Here is a 23,529-nt window from a genome sequence, read left to right on the forward strand (position 1 = left end):
GGCAAGGGATTTTCGATGAAGCCAACGGGCCAGATCGCAGCACACCAGATCACGGCGCAGGCAGCGCCGGGCATGATGCCGGCCATGGAACTGCTGGCGCGGGGGCGGCACGTGATCCAGGCAGAAGCCGACGCGCTCGATCGCCTGGCGCTGACGCTCGACGCGCGCTTTGCCGATGCGGTGAACCTGTTGCTGGCAACGCAATCGCGAGTGGTGGTCAGCGGCATGGGCAAATCAGGCCATGTCGGGCGCAAGCTGGCCGCGACCCTGGCCGCCACCGGCACGCCCGCGTTCTTCGTCCATCCGGCCGAAGCCGCCCATGGCGACCTGGGCATGATGACCGCGCACGACGCGCTGCTGGTGCTGTCCAATTCGGGCAACACGCCCGATCTGCGGCAGATCCTGGCCCATGCCGCGCAGTTGGGCTGCCCGGTGATCGGCATTTGCGGCCAGCCGGATTCGATCCTGATGCGCGCGGCGACGGTTGGCCTGGTCCTGCCCCCGGCGCGCGAGGCGTGCCCGGCCAACATCGCGCCGACCACATCCTCCACGCTGATGCTCGCCCTGGGTGATGCGCTGGCGATTGCCACCATGGCCGCGCGCGGCGTGACCCATGCCCAGTTGCGCCAGTTGCACCCCGGCGGCTCGATCGGGCTGGGCCTGGTGACCGTGGGCGAGATCATGCACCGGGCGAAGCGCTACCGCTGGTGCCACGGGCCATGCCGATGCGCGAGGTCCTGCTGGAAATGACCGAAAAGAGCCTGGGCATTGCCGGCGTGGTCGATCGCACCGGGCGCTTGCTGGGCGCGATCACCGACGGTGACCTGCGCCGCCATGTCCATGGCCTGCTCACTGCCCGCGCCGAAGACGTGATGACACCCGCGCCGCGCACCGTGCGCACATCGGCCCGCGCGGGTGAAGCGCTGGCCCTGATGTCGCAAGCCCAGGTTTCAGCGCTGTTCGTGGTGGAAGACCATGGATCGGACCTGCCGGTGGGCGTGCTGCATCTCCACGATCTGGGCCGGCTGGGGCTGAACTGATGGACCGACGCTGCACCACCCGGACCGGTTTTGCCGCCTGCCCTAATCGTACCCCGATGACGAAAGAACACGCGTGAACCTGCTGGGCCACTCCATCGACGTCGACGATACCGGCCGTCCGTTCCTGATCGCCGGGCCTGGCACAATCGCAAGCGAGCCGCGGTGCGTGGACGCGGCGCAGGCCTTGCGCCAGCTGGCCGATCGCACCGGCACGCTGGTGATCTTCCAGGCCGACCTGGGCCCAACTCACCTTGGCGCGCATTCGGGCCATCACGGGCTGGGGCAGGATGAAGCACTGCGCGTGCTGGAAAAGGTGCGCAGCGAAACCGGGCTGCCGGTGCTGGCCCGCGTGCACGATGGCGCGCAAGTGGCCGCCGCAGCCCAAGTGGCAGACATGCTGCAAACGCCTGGCGTCCTCGCCGGCCAGGCAGACCTGATCATGGCGGCCGCCGCCTCGGGCCGGCCGGTGAACCTGGAAAAGGGACCGTCCATGTCTCTAGCCGGCGTGGCCCGCATGGTGGGCATGGCACGCACCGCTGCCCAGGCCGCGGGCCATCGCCAAGATGCCTTCACGGTGTGCGAAGGTGGCACGCTGTTTGGCCCCGACAATCTCGTGGTGGACATGCGCAACCTGATCCAGTTGCGTGACATCGGTTGCCCGGTGGTGTTCGATGCCACGCATGCCCTGCACGATCCGGTCAGCCAGGGCGGGTCATCGGGCGCGCAGCGCGAATTCGTGGCGCCGCTGGCACGCGCGGCGGTGGCGGTGGGTGTCGCAGGGCTGATGTTGGAAATCGACGCACAACCCGATCACGCGCGATCACGCGGGCGCCATGGGGTGTCGCTTGCGCAGGTGCCCGATCTTGCCGAAGCCTTGCTGCGCCTGGCCGATTGCGCTGCATTGGCCGCTGCACCGGCACCAGCGCCGTTGTTTGCCTGGCACCGGCGCAGGCCGGTGGCAGTGGCCTGAGCGCCATGGCCGGTTCCCCTCCCCGTTCCTCGTTGGCGGTCACCTGGTCGGTCTGGCGCGCGTTGATCCTGCGCGAGGCGCTGACCCGGCTGTTCGCCACCCGCATTTCCTGGGCCTGGGTCTTGTTCGAGCCGGTGTTCCATGTTGCCTACCTGCTCGTGCTCTATTCCGCCGTGCAAGTGCGCAGCGTCGGCAACCTCGATACGCCGGTGTGGATCATGGTTGGGATCCAGGCCTTCTTCCTGTTTCGCAAGACGGCCGACCACGTAGCCGGCGCGCCGGCCGACAATTCCGCCCTGTTTGCCTATCGCCAGGTCAAGCCGGTGGACACGCTGGTTGCGCGCGGGCTGCTCGAAGGGGCGAGCTGGCTGGTGATCACGCTGTTGCTGATCGCGTTCCTGGCGATGTGGGGCCACCCGTTCATGCCGCAATTCCCCTTGGCCATGGCCGGCGCCAGCGCGGCAATGTGGCTGCTGGGCGTGGGGTTCGGCATGGTGGTTTCGGCCTGCACCACGATGATGCGCGAAACGCGCCAGGTGCTGCAGATCGTGCTGCGTCCGCTCTACATGATTTCGGGCGTGATGTTTCCCATCGGCTCGCTGCCGGCCGATTGGCGCGCGCTGCTCATGCTCAATCCCCTCGCCCACGGGGTGGAACTGGTGCGCATGGGGCTTTCCGACAATTACCAGGCAGTGCCCGAAACCGATGCCGGCTATCTCTTCGCCTGGGTGCTGGGGCTCTTGCTGCTTGGCCTGGCGCTGCAACTGCGGCTGGCACACAAGGTGGGTGCGCGATGATCGTGGGGCGCGGCCTGAGCAAGCGCTACATGACAGCGCACGGTGCCGGGCCGTGGGTGCTTGATGACGTGAACTTCGTCATTCCGCCGCGGGTCAGCGTGGGCATCCTGGGGGCCAACGGAGCGGGCAAATCCACCCTGCTGCGCATCCTGGCAGGGGTGGACAAACCCACGCGCGGCGCGGTGGAGCGGCATTGCCGTGTATCCTGGCCACTCGGCTTTGGCGGTGGGCTGCAAGGCACGCTCACCGGGCGGCAGAATGCCCGTTTCGTCTGCCGCATCCATGGGCACGAGGATGACATCCCCGAACGCCTGGCGCGCATTGCCGAATTTGCCGCGCTGGGCGACCGCTTTGACGAGCCGATCCGCACCTATTCCACCGGCATGGCTGCGCGCCTGCGCTTTGCCATCTCGCTGGCGTTCGATTTCGACGTGTACATTTCCGATGAAGCCACATCGGCCGGTGACGCCAGCTTTCGCGCCCGCGCTGCCGAGGAATTCCGCCGCCGCGCCAACCAGGCCAGCGTGATCATGGTCAGTCACGATCCCGGCACGCTCAAGCGGTTCTGCACCGCCGGGATGCTGTTGCACGAAGGCAAGCTGACCTGGTTCGACCGGCTGGGCGAGGCGATCACGGCCTACAAGGAAACCCTGCCCGCATGAGCACCGAGCTTGCCTTTCCGCCGCCCCCGGCGAAACCGGAAACCGATCCTGCCCCGCCGGTTGCCCGCACGCGGCCAGCGCCCGACAGCGAGCCCGAACAGGCATTCCAACCCGGCGTCCCCCCCCCATCGAGCGATGAAGCCGCGCCGGCCGTGCCGCTGGCCGGCCCACGCCGGCCCGCAAGCGGCACGCTGGCGCCCCCTTCGCTAGCCCGCCGGCGCTGGCGCGCGGCAAAGGTGCGCAACCTGGTGTTGGGCCTGGCGGGCGCGGCAAGCCTTGGCTCCACGGCCTATTGGTGCCTGATCGCGTCGGATCTCTATGTCTCGGAAACCGACGTGGTGGTGCAACGGGCCGACATGGGCGCCATCGATCCCGGTGGCTTGGGCGGGCTGCTTTCCGGCCTTTCCGGCGCTGGCAATCGCAATGACCAGATGCTGCTGCGCAACCACCTGCTGTCGCAGGACATGCTCGCCCGGCTGGATGCCAGCCTGCATTTGCGCGCCCACTATGCCGATCGCCGGCACGATTGGCTGTCGCGTCTTTCGGCGCCCGACGTGCCGCTCGCCCGCTTTCGCGACTATATGAAGGCGCGGGTGAAAGTGGATTACGACGACAACCAGGGCGTGCTGCATGTGGAAGCCAGCGCCTATGCCCCCGGCGTGGCGCAGGCGATCGTGGCGGCCATGCTGCGCGAAGGCGCTGCGTTCATGAACGCCAACGACCATCGCCTCGCCCAGACGCAGGTGGATTTCCTGGCCGGCGAGGCGGCGCAGATGGGCCGGCGCAACGAGGCCGCGCGCAAGGCCGTGCTCGATTTCCAGAGCAAGGCCGGGATGGTTTCGCCCGATGGCACGCTGGAGGCCGTGGCCGGCACGATCACACAGCTGGAATCGCGCAAGAGCGCGCTGCAGACCCAGCTCGGAACGCTGGAAGCCTATCTCGTGCCGGCCCATCCCGATGTGGTGGCCGTGCGCCAGCAGATTGCCGCGATCGACGCCGAACTCGCCCGCGAACGGGGCCGCGCCACATCGTCGGATTCGCAGGCGCTCAACCGCCGCGCCGATGCCTTTCGCCAATTGCAGCAAGAGGCGCAGTTCAGCCAGTCGCTGTACCAGACCACCTTGGCCGCGCTGGAAAAGGGGCGGATCACCGCGATGCAGGCGATGAAGCAGATTTCCGTGGTCCAGGCGCCCACCCTGCCCGAATACCCCGCCCGCCCACGCCGGCTCTACAATTCCCTCGCGTTCACCCTGGCCGCTTTCGTCGTGGCAGCGATCCTGCTGCTGCTGGTGTCGGTGGTGCGCGACCATGTCGACTGACTTGCAACCCTAAGGAGCGCCACCATGCGCCGTGATTGCCATTCCATGCCCAGCCGCGGCCGGCTGGCGCTGGGCCTTTCGCTTGCCTTGCCCCTGCTGGCTTCGCCCGTGCAGGGCTCAGCCCAGGGACTGCCGCCCGGCCTGGTCAGCCAGGTCTTGCAGAATGCCGACCCCACCACCCTGGCCACGATCGCCAATGCCATGGGCAATGCCGGCATCGGCAATGGCGGCAGTCTGCCCAGCGTGCCATTGGCCGTGCCCAGCGCCAGCCCGACGCCGCCGCCGGCGGCTCTGGTCGATGCTGGGGCACCGCCCGTTACCCCCGGCGCGGCACCGGCGGCCAGTTATGCCGCCAATTCGGCCAGCCCGGTGTTTGGCGCGCAGCTGTTCACCGGTGCCTTTGCCCGCACGGGCGCAGCCCATTTCAACCCCGATTACGTGGTCACGGCGGGAGACCGGGTGGTGCTGCGGCTGTGGGGAGCGTTCCAGTTTGCCCAGGTGCAGACGGTGGACCCGCAAGGCAACGTGTTCCTGCCCAATATCGGCCCGATCCACCTGGCCGGCGTGCGCAACCAGGATCTGCAACGGGTGGTCACGGGCGCGGCGGCCGCGACGTTTCGCAGCAACGTCTATGTCTATGCCTCGCTGGCCGAAGCGCAGCCGGTGCGCGTGTTCGTGGGCGGCTTCGTGCGGCGGCCGGGGCTTTATGACGGCACCAGCATGGATGGCCTGCTGCATTACCTGGACGCAGCCGGCGGCATCGATCCCGATCGCGGCACTTTCATCGATGTGGAGGTCAAGCGCGGCGAGCAGGTGCGCGCCCACGTGAATCTCTACCAGTTCCTGTTTCGCGGGGTCATGCCGCCGGTGCCGCTGGGCGATGGCGACGTGATCTTCGTCGGGCCGCGTCAGCAGACGGTGAGTGTGCTGGGCCTGGCCAACAATGCCAACGTCTTTGAATTTCCGCGCAATGCCCACCCCACCACCGCCGATGTCATGTTGCTCGCCGGGCCGCAGCCATCGGCCACGCACATGCGTATCACGCGCAACACCGGGCCGGTGAAGAACGTGGATTATCGCCCGCTGGCCGATGCCGGCGCCCTGCCAGTTGGCAATGGCGACACGATCGAATTCACCGCCGACAAGAAAGCGGGCACGATCACCGTGCGGATAGAGGGCGAGCATGAAAGCCCGCAGGAATATGTGCTGCCCTATGGCGCGCACCTGGGCGATCTCTTGCAGCAGATCCGCTTTTCGCAGCGATCGGATGCGGGCAGCATCCAACTGTTCCGGCAGAGCGTGAAGGACCGGCAGAAGACCATGCTGGACGCCAGCCTGCACAGCCTGGAACAGGCCGCACTGACGGCGCGATCGGGCACCAACGATGAAAGCCAGTTGCGCCGCAACGAGGCCGACCTGATCCTGCAATGGATCGACCGCGCGCGAAAGGTGCAGCCGCTGGGCCAGGTGGTGATCGGCCAGGGCCCGGCGCGCGACGACCTGCTGCTGGAAAACGGCGACCTGCTGCACGTGCCCACGCGCGATGGCCTCGTGCTGGTTAGCGGCGAAGTGCTGTTCCCCAATGCCGTCGCCTGGCAACAGGGCCTGGACGCCAATGGCTATGTCAGCCGTGCAGGTGGCTATACCCAGAAAAGCGCCGCCCGCCGTATCGTGGTGGCCCACGCCGACGGCAGTTTCGAGGAAGTTGCCGCACAAAGCCACGCCGTGCGCAGCGGCGATGACCTGCTCGTGCTGCCCCGCATCGACACAAAATCGCGCCAGATCCTCAAAGACATGACGCAGATCCTCTACCAGATCGCAGTGAGCGCCAAGGTTGTGCTGGGGCTTTGACCAACGGGGTTTGGCGCGTTCTGCCTACAGGCAGCAATCGCACCCCGTTGCAGCGCAACGGTCCTTGCCGGGAACTGTGAGCAGAACCATTCGACCTATTTGCAATCATCATGCGTCAGGCAGCATCCCGAACGCTAGGCATGCGTCTCTTTGAAGAGTGACCCTGCCCATGTCCCTGATTGCTGAGCGTCATGAGACGGCCGACCGGTATTGCCGCGCCGGGGTGGTTGACCGCACGCTGCACGTGCTTCCCCCCTTCGGCGCCAGCTTGTCATGACCCGCTATTCTGCTGCCCATTGGGGCGTCTATGAGATCAACGCCGGGGCGGGCGATGATGCGCCGCACCTTTCGCCGCTGCGCGCCGACCCCGATCCCAATCCCATCGGGCTCGACCAGTTGGACGACAGCATGACCCGGCTGCGCATCGCCCGCCCGGCCGTTCGAAAAGGTTGGCTGGAGGGACGAAAGCGCGCGGGACGCGGCGAAGAACCGTTTGTCGAGCTCTCCTGGGACGAAGCGCTGGACATGACCGCCGCCGAAATAGCGCGGGTGCGGCATAACCATGGCAACGAGGCGATCTTCGGCGGCTCCTACGGATGGGCCAGTGCCGGCCGCTTTCACCACGCGCAAAGCCAACTCCATCGCTTCTACAATGCGCTGGGCGGCTATGTGCGGAGCGTAGACAGCTATAGCCTGGGCGCGGGGCGGGTGCTGATGCCGCATATCGCCACCAGCATGGACGAAAGCAACGCCTCCCATACGAGCTGGGACGTGCTGGAGGCGCATTGCAGCCTGTTCGTCAGCTTCGGCGGTGTCCCGCTCAAGAACACGCGCGTCTCTTCCAGCGGTGCTGGCCGTCATCGTGCGCGCGCTGGCCTCAAGCGCCTGCGAGAAGCCGGCGCACGGATCATCAACATTGGTCCGGTGGGCGATAATCTGGGCGACGGTGATGCAGGGGAATGGATTGCCATCCGCCCCAACACCGACACGGCCATGATGCTGGCACTGGCGTGGGTGGTGCTGCACGATCCGCTGTTCGACCGCAGCTTCCTGGACAGTCACACGGTCGGCTTCGACATCTTCCGCGCCTATCTGCTGGGACAGGCGGACGCCACGCCCAAAACACCGCAATGGGCAGCGGCGATCACGGGCGTCCCCGCGGCTCGCATCGCTGCCCTCGGCCATGACCTGCTGCGCCATCGCACCATGCTCAATTGCGCCTGGGCGTTGCAGCGCGCCGCGCACGGCGAACAGCCATTCTGGGCATTGGTGGCGTTGGCCGCAATGGTCGGCCAGATCGGTCTGCCCGGGGGCGGCTATGGCCTTGGCTATGGCGCGATGAATGTCATGGGCAGCGCCCACCCGCGCCTGCCCGGCCCGGTCTTTCCGCAGGGGCGCAACAGCGTTGTAACGTTCATCCCTTGCGCCCGCATTGCCGACATGCTGCTGCATCCGGGGGAGCGCTTCACCTATAATGGCGGGTTGCACAGCTATCCCGATATCCGCTTGGTGCATTGGGCCGGTGGCAATCCCTTCCACCATCACCAGGATCTGAACCGGCTTCGGCAGGGATGGGCGCGTCCGGATACGATCATCGTGCAGGAACAGCATTGGACTCCGGTCGCGCGGCAGGCCGACATCGTCCTGCCTGCAACCATCTCGCTGGAACGCGACGATATCGGCTTTGCCACGCGCGAAGGGCTTTTCGTGGCCATGCGCCAGGCCACGCCGCCGCAGGGGGAAGCGCGCGATGATCACGAAATCTTCGCCGCTCTCAGCCGTCGTCTTGGCGTGGAACAAGCCTTTACCGAGGGGCTAGACACGACCGGCTGGCTTCGCCGCATCTATGGCGAATGCGCGGAAAAGATCGCAGCCAACGGGATCGACCTGCCCGACTTCGATCAATTCTGGGAAGACGGGCTGATCGATCTGTCAGTCCATGACGCCCCCCATGTGATGCACGCCGATTTCCGCGACGATCCGCGCGCGCATCCACTGCCGACGCCATCGGGCAAGATCGAAATCTTTTCGGAGCGGATCGCCGCTTTTGACCTTCCCGACTGCCCCGGCCACCCCGTGTGGCTCGAGCCGTTCGAGTGGCTTGGCCATGAAAAGGCCGAAACGTATCCGTTGCACCTGCTGTCCGATCAGCCCGAGCGGCGATTGCACAGCCAGCTTGACGCAAGTCCTTATAGCAGAGCGGGAAAGGTTGCCGGGCGCGAGCCGGTCTACCTCAACCGTGCCGACGCGGCCGCGCGCGGCATCATCGATGGCGATCTGGTCGAATTGTTCAATGATCGGGGCCGCTGCCTTGCCGGCGCGATCCTGAGCGACGCGATCATGCCGGGCGTCGCGCGGCTGGCGACCGGCGCCTGGTTCGATCCCGGCACGGACCTTGAACGGCATGGCAATCCCAACGTGCTGACGCTCGACCGGGGCGCCTCGGGCTTGTCCCAGGGGTGCGTTGCGCAAACCTGCCTGGTCCAGGCGCGGCTGTTCGCAGGAGAACCGCCGCCCGTGACGGTGTTCGATCCGCCGCCGATCGCGCAACGCGATGGCAACCTCTAGAACCGGGAACTTTCGGCGCCAGATCAGAAAGTTGTCCAAACAACCTTGTTGCGCGCCGCGCATGACAAATTCTTCATGGAACTCCACCGCCCTTCCCACGCTGTGTCGCGACGAAGGAGATAGATGATGCGCAAAGGTCTTGTTCTGATTGCCGCCTTGGCCACCGCCACCCTTTCCGTCCAGCCGGCCATGGCCAAGGGCTGCATCCGGGGTGCCGTGGCAGGTGGCGTGGCCGGACATTTCGTGGGCAAGGGCCATGCCCTGGCCGGTGCGGCGGCGGGCTGCGTGGTGGCGCACCATCACTATGCCAAGAAAGCGCGGGCCCAGGCACAGGCAGGCCATCCCGGTTGAAGATCACCCCCGATCGCCGTGACGCCGCGCTGGAGGCACGGCGCGCGTTGAAGATGGCGCGGTCGGTCCATGCCTATGTGCGGGGCAACACGGCGCAGTTCTACCAATGGCTGCAAGCCTCACCCGCCATGGCGCATGTCCCGGCTGGGCCGGACGTGTGGATTTGTGGCGACTGCCACTTGGGCAACCTAGGCCCGCTGGCTGATCGGCACCACGATTTTGCCATCCAGATTCGCGATCTGGACCAGACGGTGATCGGCAACCCGGCGCTCGATCTCATTCGCCTGGGACTGTCGCTCGAAACCGCCGCACGCAGTTCCGACCTGCCGGGCGTTGTCACCGCGCACATGCTGGCGGCGATGATCGATGGCTATGCCCGTGCGCTGTCCCCCGAAACCGAAGACGACCCGACCGAGCCCAAGGTGGTGCGCGCCGTGCGCCGCCGCGCTGCGGGCCGCCGGTGGCGGCATCTGGCCAACGAGCGGATCGATGGCCCCGCCCCCACGCTGCCGCTGGGCCAGCGGTTCTGGCGCCTGGCCGATCACGAGCGTGATGCGGTGGATGCGCTTTTTGCCGATCCGCACGTTCGAACGCGGGCCCTGGCGCTCGCCGGCTATGGCGAGGAAGGACACCTGCGCGTGCTGGATGCGGCCTATTGGCGCAAGGGGTGCAGTTCGCTGGGCCGCTTGCGCCATGCCGTGGTATTGGGCGTGCGCGCCGACAAGCATGGCCCCGAATACCTCGCCTTGGTCGATATCAAGGAAGCCATTCCTTCAGTGGCGCCAGCAGCGCCGGGGGCGACCATGCCATCCGATCCCGCGCAGCGCGTGGTCGCTGGCGCCCGCGCGCTGGCGCCCAACCTGGGCGAGCGGATGATCCCCGCCCACCTGCTGGGCAAGTCTGTGGTGCTGCGCGAACTGGCACCGCAAGACCTCAAGATCGAGGTGGCACAATTCTCGCGCCGGCAGGCGGTCGCAGCAGCATCTTACCTCGCCTACATCGTCGGCATGGGCCATGCCCGGCAGATGAGCGATGCCACGCGCCACGCCTGGCGCGACATGCTGCTGCCGGACCTAGCACAGGCCGATGCGCCATCCTGGCTGTGGCAAACCGTGGTCGACCTGGCGGCGCGGCACGAGGCCGGCTACCTTGAGCATTGCCGCAACCTGATGTGACCGGCCCGCCGGCTGCCTGCCTTCCGACCAGATAGTCCATCCTGCGCCGTGACGGCAGATTCGCCACACGTCGCGCTTTCTCGACCGGGCAAGGCGAGGATGCGCTTTTGGCGTGTTCCGGCAAGGATTGCGCGGCCCAAGGCCGCTTGAAATGCCGGCGCGCTCGCCGGTCTGCTCCGAAACGAAAGTAAATACTGAGTATTTGTGCGGATAGTGCATTTCGCGGCGGCGCGATTCATTGCTTCCGGAGGTTTCTCGGCTCGCACCGGGGGCGGAAGTGAGGAATTGTTGTTTCACCGGCAGCAAGACGCAGCCGAAAAAATGCAAACGGTCGCCCGCGCGGCGGTGGCTCCGGTCTGCCATCCACTGGCCGAACCACCGCCCGCCATGGCGCCCGATGCACACGGATTTCAGACCTGTCGCCACGCAAAGGCCCGCCAATATTAAGGCTTTTGCCACGGGATATCACGTATGAAAGGGGGCATGCGCCATGGCCACTGCGGCGCCTTTGAGGGATGAAACCGAAAAGATGATGACCCCTGCCCACCGCTTCAAGCGGGTTTCCGTGATCGGCCTTGGCTATATCGGCCTGCCCACTGCCGCCGTCTTTGCCTCACGCGGGATCGATGTGATCGGCGTGGACGTAAACGAAATCGCGGTGCAGACGATCAACAAGGGCCGCATCCACATCGTGGAGCCCGACCTGGACATGGTGGTGCATGCCGCCGCACGGGAAGGGCGCCTGCGCGCGACATTGAAGCCCGAGCCGGCCGACGCATTCCTGATCGCCGTGCCCACCCCGTTCCGCGATGGCCACGAACCCGATCTTTCCTACATCGAGGCAGCAGCGCGCGCGATTGCGCCGGTGCTGGCCAAGGGGAACCTCGTGGTGCTGGAAAGCACCTCGCCCGTGGGCACGACTGAACAAATCGCGGCCTGGCTGGCCGAAGCGCGCCCGGACCTGAGCTTTCCGCAGGAAGCGGGCGAAGCGGCGGACGTTGCCGTCGCCTATTGCCCCGAACGCGTGCTGCCCGGCCATGTGCTGCGCGAGCTGGTGGAGAACGATCGGGTGATCGGCGGCCTCACCCCGCGCTGCTCGGCCGAAGCCGTGGCGCTCTACAGCACGTTCGTGAAAGGCGAATGCGTGGTCACGTCCGCTCGAACGGCCGAGATGTGCAAGCTGACCGAAAACGCGTTTCGCGACGTGAACATCGCCTTTGCCAACGAGCTGTCGATGATCTGCGACAAGCTGGACATCAGCGTGTGGGAACTGATCCGGCTGGCCAATCGCCATCCGCGCGTCAATATCCTGCAGCCGGGGCCGGGCGTGGGCGGGCACTGCATCGCCGTTGACCCGTGGTTCATCGTCAACCGCAGCCCGGACGAATCGCGCCTGATCCACACCGCGCGCCAGGTGAACGACAGCAAGCCGCACTGGGTGGTGGAAAAGGTCTTGGCTGCGGCGCGCGCGGTGGCCGCACGCAAGGGCTGCGCCCCCGAACAGGTGCGCGTGGCCACGTTCGGCCTGGCGTTCAAGCCCGACATCGATGACCTGCGCGAAAGCCCTGCGGTGGAAATCGTCAAGGACCTGTCCACCCATTTCTCGCGGCCGCTGCTGGTCGTGGAACCCAATATTGCCGTGCTGCCGCCTGCACTGGCGGCCTGCGGCGTTGAACTGATCGATGGCTTTGCCGCTCTCGATCAAGCCGATGTCTGGACCCTGCTGGTCGATCACCGCCCATTCAAGACCGTTTCGCCCAAGCGGCGCGACGGGGTGGAGATCGTGGACGCACGCGGGATCTGGACGGACTGAGCGCCCGATCCGCAACCCCGCCTTGCGCGCGGCTGACGAACTGACCTTCGTCACGCGCCAGGCGGCGGGGGCCAGCCGCCAGGGGGCGGACGGCAGCGGATAACGCAGCGGCGGTGGCCAGGGGCTACCAGACCAAGCCGCCAGCGTTTCGGATCGGGCTCTCTTCCACAACTGTGCAAGCCCCGGTCGATCGGGGCGCCGTGGGGAGCCGATGATCGAAACGCCAACCCGAGACGCGTCTGTACCCGGCCCTGCGGCAAATGCCGTGCTGGCGCCCGCCGCTCCAATGGAAACGGCAGGCGCAGCACAGCATGCGCAAGTGGCCCAGAGTGGCCATGTCTCGGCAGACGGCCTCCAGGCTGGCGCGGCTGGGGCATTCCTGCTGACCGGCTGCGCCGCGCGGGGCGATGCCACCCTGCTGGCAGCCGATCTGGCCGCCATTAAGGCCGAAAGCGCAGCCTGGCGCGCGGCCGCCGAACATGCCCGCCTTGCCACCATGCGCCAGGCCGAACGCCACGAACGCACCGTGGCGGCCTATGAAACCCGCCTGTGCCAATTGCAGGGATCGCCGGCCTATCGCCTGGGCGAGACGCTGCTCCACGGCTTGCGCAAACCGGGCCGCTGGTTGGCGCTACCTGGTGGACTGCTGCCGCTGCGCCGGCCCGCAAGCAAGCGCGATGCAGACTTGCCGCTGGCCGGCGTTCCCCTGGCAGAAGCCGCCACCGATCCGCCGGTCGGCCCGCCTGATGTCGTGCCCGATCGGGACGAAGCACCAACCGCAGCGCCGCTCGCCCCCCTGCCGCCGATGACCCCTGCCACTCTGGCTCGGGCAGAAGAGCGCGCCCGCAAGAAAGCGCAGCAGCAGGAACAGCGCGCCCGCGCCGCACGGGCCGATGCCCATGCCGCCCGCGCTCGCGCGATGCGCCATAGCGATCCGGTGGCTGCGGCCCAGGCCGCGCAAGCCGCGCACGACGCCGATCCGCAGCCGTGGCGGGCGAAGTGGCTGGCGTTTCGCCTGCACGATGCGGGGGAACTGACGCGGCCGGCAGCGCTGCTCCAGGGCCTGCCACAGGATGTGGGGCTGAGCGCATCGGAAAGCAGCCGCGCGCAGCAGATCCTGGCGCTCGCCGCCATGGCGCAAGCCCTGCCCGAACTGCCGCCGGTGGCGGCGCCGGCCTATGACCCGCGCCCGCAAAGCCTGCTCTATTGCGCCGCGAGCGCCCTGCCCTGGCACACCAGCGGCTATACCACCCGCACCCAGGCGCTGTTGCAGGCGCTGGCCGCGCAAGGCGTGGACCTGGTCGCCCTTACCCGCGCCGGATATCCGTGGGACCGCGCCGATAGCGCCGGCACGCCCGAGGCGCTGGCCACCCGCCATGATGGCCTCGATTGGCAGCACTTGCGCCAGCCCAGCCAGTCGCTGCCGCTCGACATCTATATCGAGCGCGCCAGCATCGGCATCGCCCGCCTGGCCAAGGCCCGCCGTGTCGCCGCGATCCAGGCGGCCTCCAACCATGTCAATGCCCTGCCTGCCCTGCTTGCCGCACGCCGCCTGGGCATTCCCTTCCACTACGAGCTGCGCGGCCTGTGGGAAATGAGCCGCGCGGCCAATGTGCCCGGCTTTGCCGGCACCGAGCGCCATGCCCTGGGCCTGGAACTGGAAGCCTTCGTGGCCCGTGCGGCGACTCGCGTCTTTGCCATCTCGCAGCCCCTGGCCGATCATGTGATCGCGCAGTGGCGCCTCGATCCCGCGCGCGTGGCGCTGCTGCCCAACGGCATCGATAGCGCCGGCTTTGCAAGCATTTCGGCCGATCCACTGCCGCGCACCACGATCGGCTATGCCGGGGCGCTGGTCAGCTATGAAGGGCTCGACCTGCTGATCGAGGCCTTGGCCCTGCTCAAGGTACAAGGCCTGGATATCGACCTGTTGGTGATGGGCGATGGGCCCTTGCGGGCGAGCCTGAAGGAACAGGCCCAGCGGCTGGGCCTGGCCCAGGCCGTCACCTTTACCGGCCGCCTCGATCCGGCGCAGGCCCGCGCGCGCATGGCCGCCTGCCACATTGCCTGCCTGCCGCGCCGGCGCAGCGACGTGACCGAACTGGTGCCACCGATCAAGCTGGTCGAGGCCATGGCCCTGGGCCTGCCCGCCGTGGTGCCGGACCTGCCCGTGTTCCGCGCCGAGGCGCAGCACGGCGAGACCGCCCTGTTCTTCACCCCCGACCACGCCGCAGACCTCGCCCGCGCCATCGCCACGCTCGCCACCGATCCCGCCCTCGCCCAGCGACTGGGCCAGGCCGCGCGCGCCCACGCCGCCGCAAATCGCGATTGGAACACCATCGCCAACGCCGTCGTGCACACATTGCCACAAGCAGAGCCAGAGCCGGAGCCCGAACCCACGCCCGAACCGGCCGTCTTGGCCGCTGCCGAAGAAGCGCAGCGCCGGGCACAAGCGCTGCAACGCGCCGAGGCGCTGACCCGCCAGGCCCGCGCGCTCCATGCCAGCGACCTGCCCACCGCGATTGCCCTGGTGGAAGAGGCGCAGGCCCTCGACCCGCAACCCTGGCGGGCCAAATGGCTGGCATTCCGCTGGCATGAAGCGGGCGATACGGTGCGCGCGGCGCAACTGCTGCAAGCCCTTCCGGCCAATCTGGCGCTGAGCCGTTCGGAACGGAGCCGCATCGACCAGATCCTCGCCCCACGCACCATAGCGCCAGCGCCAACTCCCGAACCGGCTCCCGACCCGGCCGCCTTGGCTGCCGCCGAACAAGCGCAGCGCCGGGCGCAGGCACTGCAACGCGCCGAGGCGCTGACCCGCCAAGCCCGCGCGCTCTATGCCAGCGACCTGCCCGCCGCGATTGCGCTGGCGGAAGAGGCGCAGGCCCTCGACCCGCAACCCTGGCGGGCCAAATGGCTGGCATTCCGCTGGCATGAAGCGGGCGATACGGTGCGCGCGGCGCAACTGCTGCAAGCCCTCCCGGCCAATCTGGCGCTGAGCCGTTCGGAACGGAGCCGCATCGACCAGATACTCGCCTCACCTACCGTGGCGCCAGCGCCGACAGCCGAACCGGCTCCCGACCCGGCCGCCTTGGCTGCCGCCGAACAAGCGCAGCGCCGGGCACAAGCGCAGCGACGCGCCGAGGCACTGACCCGCGAGGCCCGCGCCGTCTATGCGAGTGACCTGCCCACCGCGATTGCGCTGGCGGAAGAAGCGCAGGCCCTCGACCCGCAACCTTGGCGGGCCAAATGGCTGGCGTTCCGCTGGCACGAAGCAGGTGATACGGCGCGGGCCACTCAGCTGTTGCAAGCCCTGCCCACCGATCTGGCGCTGAGCCGTTCGGAACGGAGCCGGATTCGCCAGATTCTCACCCCCCGTGCTTCCAAGCCGATGCCTGACCCGGCCGAGGCAGAAGAAGCGCGGCGCCGGGCGCAGGCACTGGACCGTGCCGACGCGCTGACCCGGCAGGCGCGCACGCTGTACACCAGCGACCTGCCCGCCGCGATTGCCCTGGCGGAAGAGGCGCAGACACTCGATCCACAACCTTGGCGCGCCAAGTGGCTGGCGTTCCGCTGGCATGAAGCAGGCGATCCGGCCCGCGCCGTGCACCTGTTGCAATCCCTGCCGGCCGATCTGGCGATGAGCCGATCGGAACGCGGCCGCATCGAACGGATTCTCAATCCACCCGCGCCCGAACCGGCACCCGATCCCGAAGCGCTGGCCGCCGCCGAAGAAGCGCACCGCCGCAGCGAGGCCCAAGCCCTGGCCCGCAGGCTTACCGAACAAGCGCGCACGGTGCAGGACACAGACCCTCATGAAGCCGCACGGCTTGGGCTGGCCGCGCACGACGCCGATCCGCAGCCGTGGCGGGCGAAGTGGCTGGCGTTTCGCCTGCACGATGCGGGGGAACTGACGCGGCCGGCAGCGCTGCTCCAGGGCCTGCCACAGGATGTGGGGCTGAGCGCATCGGAAAGCAGCCGCGCGCAGCAGATCCTGGCGCTCGCCGCCATGGCGCAAGCCCTGCCCGAACTGCCGCCGGTGGCGGCGCCGGCCTATGACCCGCGCCCGCAAAGCCTGCTCTATTGCGCCGCGAGCGCCCTGCCCTGGCACACCAGCGGCTATACCACCCGCACCCAGGCGCTGTTGCAGGCGCTGGCCGCGCAAGGCGTGGACCTGGTCGCCCTTACCCGCGCCGGATATCCGTGGGACCGCGCCGATAGCGCCGGCACGCCCGAGGCGCTGGCCACCCGCCATGATGGCCTCGATTGGCAGCACTTGCGCCAGCCCAGCCAGTCGCTGCCGCTCGACATCTATATCGAGCGCGCCAGCATCGGCATCGCCCGCCTGGCCAAGGCCCGCCGTGTCGCCGCGATCCAGGCGGCCTCCAACCATGTCAATGCCCTGCCTGCCCTGCTTGCCGCACGCCGCCTGGGCATTCCCTTCCACTACGAGCTGCGCGGCCTGTGGGAAATGAGCCGCGCGGCCAATGTGCCCGGCTTTGCCGGCACCGAGCGCCATGCCCTGGGCCTGGAACTGGAAGCCTTCGTGGCCCGTGCGGCGACTCGCGTCTTTGCCATCTCGCAGCCCCTGGCCGATCATGTGATCGCGCAGTGGCGCCTCGATCCCGCGCGCGTGGCGCTGCTGCCCAACGGCATCGATAGCGCCGGCTTTGCAAGCATTTCGGCCGATCCACTGCCGCGCACCACGATCGGCTATGCCGGGGCGCTGGTCAGCTATGAAGGGCTCGACCTGCTGATCGAGGCCTTGGCCCTGCTCAAGGTACAAGGCCTGGATATCGACCTGTTGGTGATGGGCGATGGGCCCTTGCGGGCGAGCCTGAAGGAACAGGCCCAGCGGCTGGGCCTGGCCCAGGCCGTCACCTTTACCGGCCGCCTCGATCCGGCGCAGGCCCGCGCGCGCATGGCCGCCTGCCACATCGCCTGCCTGCCGCGCCGGCGCAGCGACGTGACCGAACTGGTGCCACCGATCAAGCTGGTCGAGGCCATGGCCCTGGGCCTGCCCGCCGTGGTGCCGGACCTGCCCGTGTTCCGCGCCGAGGCGCAGCACGGCGAGACCGCCCTGTTCTTCACCCCCGACCACGCCGCAGACCTCGCCCGCGCCATCGCCACGCTCGCCACCGATCCCGCCCTCGCCCAGCAACTGGGCCAGGCCGCGCGCTCCCACGCCGCCGCAAATCGCGATTGGAACACTATCGCCAACGCCGTCGTGCAAACCTTGCCCAGCCGCGATATCGACGCGCAGGATGGAGGGGGCGACCTTGCCGAACCGAGCGGTGACGGGTGGATCGTGCCGGATGCGGAAAGCCTGATCGCCGCTTTGACACACGCAAATCCGGCACCGGCGCGTGCCGCCATGGCCACCGCGCCCTTTACCGATGCCGCTCAGGCCGCGCGCGAATGGCTACGGCTGGGCAAGGCCGCAGGCGAAGCGGGCGCCGGAACTGCTGAGTTGTGCGCCGCGGAGGAAGCCGTCGGGCTGGACCGCGGGCTTGCCACTTTGGCAGGCGCCTATGCCGCTGCCCAGCGTGCCGGGGCGTTTGACCATTGCGCGCAATGGATGCTGGAAATGCGCCATCATCCCGATGCGCGGGCCGACCGCGCAGCCCAGGCCCGTATCGAGCGGTTGGCCCAGGGCATGGCCGGACAGCTTGACCTGTTGCACCTGATCACCCCGCGCCGTACCCGCGCGCTGGCCCCGGTGCCGGGCCGGGTGTGCTATATGCTGCATAACAGCCTGCCCTATGCCACCGGAGGCTATGCCACGCGCACCCATGGCCTGGCCTGCGGCATGGCCGCCGCGGGGTGCGAGGTTCTGGCAATGACCCGGCCGGGCTTTCCCTACGATGCCGTGGCGGGCCTGGCCGATGGCGATGTGCCGGAGGCCGAGGTGATCGACGGGATCACTTATCTGCGCACGCCCAACCCCGCGCGCATCGACATGCGCTATGTCCATTACATTCCCGCTGCGGCGCGCGCGCTGGAGGAACGCTATCGCGCGCTGCGCCCGGCGCTGGTCATGGCCGCGTCGAACCACCTGGTGGCGCTGCCCGCGCTGATCGCGGCGCGGCGGCTGGGCATTCCGTTTGCCTATGAGGTGCGGGGCTTTTGGGAAGTGACCAAGATGTCTCGCGAGGAAAGCTATCGCGCGACGCCGGCCTACCAAGTGCAGGAAAGGCTTGAAGCGGCCATCGCCCAGGCGGCCGACCAAGTCTTTACCCTGACCGGCCCGATGGCGGAAGAACTGGTGGCGCGCGGGGTGGAGCCGGGCAAGATCGCGTTGCTGCCCAATTCCTGCGACCCGGCCCGCTTCACCCCCCGTCCGCGCGATATTGCCCGCGCGCATGCGCTGGGGATTCCCGCCGACGTGCAGGTGATTGGCTATGTCGGCACTTTCGTGGATTACGAAGGGCTGGACGACCTGGCCGCCGCCTGCGCGCTGCTCAAGGCGCAGGGCCATGCGTTCCGCCTGCTGCTGGTGGGCAGCGAAAACACCAGCGGCAGCGAGCGCGGACCGATTGCCGAGGCAATTGCCGATATTGCCGCGCGAGGTGGCTTTGCCGAGTGGCTGATCATGCCCGGGCGGGTGCCGCATGACGAGGTGGAAAGCTGGTATTCGCTGATCGACGTGTGCCCCTTTCCGCGCAAGCCCTGGCCGGTGTGCGAGATGGTTTCGCCGATGAAGCCGCTGGAAGCGCTGGCCATGGAAAAGGCGGTGGTGGTGTCCGATGTGCGCGCCCTTGCCGAAATGATCGCGCATGAGGACACCGGCCTTGCCTTTGCCAAGGGTGACGTGGCGAGCTTGGCCCAGGCGTTGGCGCGCTTGATCGGTGATCCGGCGTTGCGCGCGGCGCTGGGGCGGCGCGGCCGGCGCTGGGTGGAGGCAGAGCGAACCTGGCTGGGCGTGGGTGAGCAGGCCGTTGCCCTGATGCAGCACGATCTGGCGCAGGCCCCCGGCAACACTCTGGCAGAGGCAGCGGAATGACCAACATGACCGCATTCGTACGCAGCCTGCGGCGCAAGTTGGGCCAGGCGACGCCGGGCGACAATCGGTTCAATGTGCGCACTGGCGGCTTGCTGAGCACGGGCCGGCCGGACTGCCTGCCCCTGCATTTCCGCGTGCGTCATGTGCCAGGCGCCACGCGCATGCTGGTCACGCTGCATGGCGCCGCCGATGCCGCGCGGCGCGGAAGGCCGGTGTTCAACGGCTTCAATCCCGATCTGGCCGATTGCATCCAGGTGGCGGTCAGCGACCCTTCGCTGCAATTGCCCGGCGATTTCGGAATCGCCTGGTTTGCCGGGCACCAGGATTTCGACACCCCGGCCCTGCTGCGCCGCGCCTTTGCCGAAATGGCCAAGGCCTGGGGCGTGGAACGCACGATCTTTTTCGGCACGTCTGGCGGTGGGTTTGCCGCGCTGGCGCAATCGCATGCCATGCCCGGATCGATCGCCGTGGTCGGCAATCCGCAGACCCGCATCGCCCGCTATCATGCTCCCTCGGTCACGGCCTATCGTGAAGGGTGCTGGCCGGCATTGGCCGACAATGCCGCGCTGGAACGCGTAACCCTGGCCGATTGCACGGCACTTTATGGTGCGGGTTTTGCCAACACGGTGATCTATGCCCAATCGATGGGCGACCGCCATCACTGGCGCGCGCACATGCTACCGTTCGCAGCGGCTGTGGCTGGCCGGGGCAATGCCGATCGGGTGCTGTTCCACACCGATTTTCATGGGGTTCACGGCCACGCCCTGCCGCGCGAAGCCTATGCCACCTGGCTGCGCGCAGCGGTGATCAGCCCGACCACGATGCCGGCCGACCTGCTGGATACCTGGCACGCCTTGCGCCAGGCGGGTGTGCCCCGAAGCGCCCCCGCCCGCCGCCGCGGCAAGGCGAAGGCCCCCGGCGACACGGCGCTCCTCAACCCGCCCCAGACGCTCTCGGCAAGTGCCCGCCTGGAAGCCTGGCTGGCGCGCCACCCTGCCGCCGCAGCACCGGCAGCCCAGCCCCCACACGAACCCGAAGATGAGCCGCCCGCACCGGTCAACCCGGCCGATGCCAGCAAGGAAGCCGCCTGATGCACAATCCCTATCGCGGACGCGATGCCCGCGCCTTTTGGAAAAGCGCCGTGGCCGAGCACCACCTGGCCGATATGACCGATGTGTGGGACCCGATCGCCTTGAACCCGGAGGATTGCATCGCCACGGCGGGCAGTTGCTTTGCCCAGCATATCGGCCATGCCCTGGCCATGCGTGGCGCGCATTTCCTGGATTGTGAACCGCCGCCACCGGTCTTTGCCGATGCAGCCGAAGCGCGGCGGTTCGGCTATGGCGTGTTTTCGTGCCGTTATGGCAATGTCTATACCGCCCGGCAGATGCTGCAACTGGCCCAGGAAGCGCTGGGCCTGCGCCGCCCGGCCGAAGTGGTGTGGGAACGCGAGGGACGCTTTTACGATGCGCTGCGCCCGGCGGTGGATCCGGCCGGCCATGCCACACCGGAAACCGTGCATCTGGCCAGGCGGCTGCACCTGGGCGCGGTGCGCACCATGCTGGAAACCATGGACGTGCTGGTGTTTACCCTGGGGCTGACCGAATGCTGGGAAAGCCTGGTGGATGGCACGGCCTATCCCACGGCGCCGGGCACCATCGCGGGCAGTTTCGACCCCGCCGCCCACGCGTTTCGCAACATGCGGCATGGCGAGGTGGTGGCCGACATGACCGCGTTCTGGGCGCTGGTGAAAGAGATCAATCCCGGTGCGCGCATGCTGCTGACCGTTTCCCCGGTTCCGTTGATGGCCACGGCCAGCGGCGGCCATGTCCTGCCCGCCACGGTCTATTCCAAATCCGTGCTGCGCGCGGCGGCGGGAGACCTGGCCGCCGACCTGCCCGACACCACGTATTTCCCCAGCTACGAGATCATCGCGGGCCATCCCAGCCGGGGCCTGTTCTTCAACCCCGATCTGCGCACGGTGAACCCGATGGGGGTGGACCTGGTCATGCGCCATTTCTTTTCCGGGCCGCTGGCCAATGTCTTTGCCCCGCCCGGCCACACCGCCGAGCGAGCGCCCGAAGCAATCTGCGAAGAAGGCCGCATCACCGAAACGCTCTGAACCACAAGGACGATAGCCCTGTGCCCGTGCCCCAACGCCTGCCATTGGAAACGTTTGTCGTGCTGTGCGGGATGCCCCGCTGCGGGACGCGCCAGTTTGCCGATTTCCTCAATGCCCATCCGCGCCTGTGCCTGCAGGGGGAAATCCGCAGCGCCCTGGTGGGCACGATCCGCGCCACGCTGGAGGCGGGCGATCGTGCCTATGCCAGTGGCTATGCCGCCAGCTATTACCGGCAAAAGCGTGCGCAGGGGGCGATCGATCTGTTCGCGCTGCTGTCCAAGGCCAAGCGGCTGACCAAGCCGGGCGCCGACATCCACGGGTTCAAATGCCCACAGATGGAGCGCCAGAGCGCGGCGATCGCAGCCATCGCGCGCCCTGCCTTCCGTCGCCTGGCCTGGTTGCACTGCGTCCGCAATCCGGCCGATTGCTGGCTCTCGCTCAAGGCGATGCCGTGGTTTTCCGATGGCATGGACCAATTCGTGGAACGCTATTGCAACAGCCTGGACCAAGCGCGCGCCATTGCCGATGCGCGATCTCCTCATGACTTGGCGCCAGATGGCCTGGAAACGGCGATCAGCCCGCTCGATCTCGACGCGTTCATCGCGGCCGCCAACAAGCCGGCTTGGCTGGGCCGGCATCTGTTCGCGCCGCTGGGCGTGGTGGCAAGCGAAGAAGAACTGGCGCGGTTCGTGGCCACGGTCGACAATCGCAACGCCACCGAGCGTGCCACCGGCGGCGCGCGGGCCAAGCTGCTGTGCAGCGAGGATCACGCCGCCATGGCACGCCACGCCACGCGCCTGGATATGGCCATTGCGGGCTATAACGCCAGGTTTGGCACGACACTCGCGCTGCGCCTGCCACTGGCGGAGGCAGCCTGATGCGCCGGCTCTTGGCCGCCATGGCGCTGGTACTGCTGCCGATGGCGGCGCAAGCGGCCACGCTCTATCTGGCCCCGACCGGCAACGACCAGGCCGATGGCCGCACTGCCCAGACACCGCTGTCCACGCTGGCCGCCGCCGTGGCACGCGCGCAGCAAGCGCCAGCGGGAGAGGAAACACGTGTGATCGTGCTGCCCGGAGTCTATCGCGGGCAAAGCGTGGACATCGACGGGCGCCGGCTGCAAGGCCGCCTGACGATTGCCGGGACGGCCAGCGACCCGGCAGCCTTTCCCGCCTTCCTGGGCGATGGCACCAGCACCTGGCTGCACTATCGCGGGGCTGAAGGACGCGATAGCGGCCTCACCGTGCAGGCCTTGCGCGTGGCCCGCTATGCCACCGCGATCAGCCTCAACGGCAACCGCAACGATCCGGCCGCGTTCAACCGCGGCACGGTGCTGGAAAACCTGGTCCTGGCGCAGATCGGCAGCGATGCGGGCACAGCCAAGCCATCGACCGCCGCAATCCGCCTGGTCAACGCCAAGGATACCGTGGTGCGCGGGGTGTTTTTCCACACCATCCGCAACACGCCGCGCGACACTTGCGGCGGGCTCCACGCGATCTATCTGGCCAGCCATTCCACCGGTGCCCGGGTCGAGGGCAACACGTTCCAGGATTTCTGCGGCAGCGCGATCAAACTGCGCGATGATTCGGGGGGCGCCACGATCCGCGCCAACCATTTCCGCGATGCCGACGGCGCGCCGGGAATCGAGGAATGGTTCTGCGACATGGACCGCACCAGCGAATGCACCAAGGCTGGCGGCGAATGTCCATCGACCGGCATCACCGTGACCGGCAACGATTTTGGCAATCTGCCGGCAGACCGCCGCGTGCTGGTGCGCGGATCGCGCGTGCCCCGCCCGTGGTGCCCACCCGGCAGCGCCGGCGCGCCCCGTTTTCTGCTCGACCGTGGCCAGACCCTGCCTTGA

Annotated in this window: 16 protein-coding genes; all 16 read left to right on the forward strand. The window is 67.9% G+C overall.

Annotation, left to right across the window (positions count from 1 at the left end; genetic code table 11):
• Positions 1 to 15 precede the first annotated feature (15 nt).
• The 16 genes from R9J51_RS01725 to R9J51_RS01800 all read left to right on the forward strand — a co-directional run bounded on the left by R9J51_RS01725 (position 16) and on the right by R9J51_RS01800 (position 23,529).
• Positions 16 to 750, forward strand: coding sequence for a KpsF/GutQ family sugar-phosphate isomerase (locus R9J51_RS01725; RefSeq protein ID WP_432787775.1), 735 nt, complete (start codon positions 16 to 18; stop codon positions 748 to 750).
• Positions 726 to 1,040: a CBS domain-containing protein gene (locus tag R9J51_RS01730; protein WP_432787776.1), complete on the forward strand. Its 315-nt coding sequence runs from the start codon at positions 726 to 728 to the stop codon at positions 1,038 to 1,040. Before R9J51_RS01725 ends, R9J51_RS01730 begins: the two co-directional genes overlap by 25 nt.
• Before the next feature lie 73 nt (positions 1,041 to 1,113).
• Positions 1,114 to 2,010, forward strand: coding sequence for a 3-deoxy-8-phosphooctulonate synthase (locus tag R9J51_RS01735; protein WP_432787777.1), 897 nt, complete (start codon positions 1,114 to 1,116; stop codon positions 2,008 to 2,010).
• Between the two features lie 5 nt (positions 2,011 to 2,015).
• Positions 2,016 to 2,807: an ABC transporter permease gene (locus R9J51_RS01740; protein WP_168556250.1), complete on the forward strand. Its 792-nt coding sequence runs from the start codon at positions 2,016 to 2,018 to the stop codon at positions 2,805 to 2,807.
• The gene (locus tag R9J51_RS01745) at positions 2,804 to 3,469 is read left to right on the forward strand and encodes an ABC transporter ATP-binding protein (protein ID WP_168556249.1); all 666 of its coding nucleotides are present in this window, start codon (positions 2,804 to 2,806) and stop codon (positions 3,467 to 3,469) included. The genes R9J51_RS01740 and R9J51_RS01745 overlap by 4 nt, the downstream gene beginning before the upstream one ends.
• Positions 3,466 to 4,788, forward strand: a complete 1,323-nt coding sequence (locus R9J51_RS01750; protein WP_179505699.1) for a chain-length determining protein — start codon at positions 3,466 to 3,468, stop codon at positions 4,786 to 4,788. Before R9J51_RS01745 ends, R9J51_RS01750 begins: the two co-directional genes overlap by 4 nt.
• A gap of 24 nt (positions 4,789 to 4,812) precedes the next feature.
• The gene (locus R9J51_RS01755; protein WP_218843525.1) at positions 4,813 to 6,639 is read left to right on the forward strand and encodes a polysaccharide biosynthesis/export family protein; all 1,827 of its coding nucleotides are present in this window, start codon (positions 4,813 to 4,815) and stop codon (positions 6,637 to 6,639) included.
• 273 nt (positions 6,640 to 6,912) lie between these two features.
• Entirely contained in the window at positions 6,913 to 9,207 is a 2,295-nt protein-coding gene (locus tag R9J51_RS01760) for a molybdopterin-dependent oxidoreductase (protein ID WP_169476748.1), read from the forward strand.
• 123 nt (positions 9,208 to 9,330) lie between these two features.
• Complete coding sequence (locus R9J51_RS01765; RefSeq protein ID WP_432787778.1) at positions 9,331 to 9,558, forward strand: hypothetical protein; 228 nt, start codon at positions 9,331 to 9,333, stop codon at positions 9,556 to 9,558.
• The gene (locus R9J51_RS01770; protein ID WP_432787779.1) at positions 9,555 to 10,733 is read left to right on the forward strand and encodes a DUF2252 family protein; all 1,179 of its coding nucleotides are present in this window, start codon (positions 9,555 to 9,557) and stop codon (positions 10,731 to 10,733) included. The genes R9J51_RS01765 and R9J51_RS01770 overlap by 4 nt, the downstream gene beginning before the upstream one ends.
• A gap of 529 nt (positions 10,734 to 11,262) precedes the next feature.
• On the forward strand, positions 11,263 to 12,546 hold the full coding sequence (gene wecC / locus R9J51_RS01775) for a UDP-N-acetyl-D-mannosamine dehydrogenase (protein WP_349237513.1): 1,284 nt from the start codon (positions 11,263 to 11,265) through the stop codon (positions 12,544 to 12,546).
• Between the two features lie 286 nt (positions 12,547 to 12,832).
• The gene (locus R9J51_RS01780) at positions 12,833 to 19,543 is read left to right on the forward strand and encodes a glycosyltransferase (protein ID WP_179505700.1); all 6,711 of its coding nucleotides are present in this window, start codon (positions 12,833 to 12,835) and stop codon (positions 19,541 to 19,543) included.
• A 5-nt stretch (positions 19,544 to 19,548) separates the two neighbouring features.
• The gene (locus R9J51_RS01785) at positions 19,549 to 20,634 is read left to right on the forward strand and encodes a hypothetical protein (protein WP_179505701.1); all 1,086 of its coding nucleotides are present in this window, start codon (positions 19,549 to 19,551) and stop codon (positions 20,632 to 20,634) included.
• Positions 20,634 to 21,665 carry a GSCFA domain-containing protein gene (locus tag R9J51_RS01790; RefSeq protein ID WP_179505702.1) on the forward strand — a complete coding sequence of 344 codons (1,032 nt, stop codon included), beginning with the start codon at positions 20,634 to 20,636 and terminating at the stop codon, positions 21,663 to 21,665. The genes R9J51_RS01785 and R9J51_RS01790 overlap by 1 nt, the downstream gene beginning before the upstream one ends.
• A 20-nt stretch (positions 21,666 to 21,685) precedes the next feature.
• The gene (locus R9J51_RS01795; protein ID WP_179505703.1) at positions 21,686 to 22,543 is read left to right on the forward strand and encodes a tetratricopeptide repeat protein; all 858 of its coding nucleotides are present in this window, start codon (positions 21,686 to 21,688) and stop codon (positions 22,541 to 22,543) included.
• Entirely contained in the window at positions 22,543 to 23,529 is a 987-nt protein-coding gene (locus tag R9J51_RS01800; RefSeq protein ID WP_179505704.1) for a hypothetical protein, read from the forward strand. Before R9J51_RS01795 ends, R9J51_RS01800 begins: the two co-directional genes overlap by 1 nt.

The organism is Novosphingobium rhizosphaerae (genome assembly GCF_050920675.1).
GTDB classification, from domain to species: Bacteria; Pseudomonadota; Alphaproteobacteria; order Sphingomonadales; family Sphingomonadaceae; genus Novosphingobium; species Novosphingobium rhizosphaerae.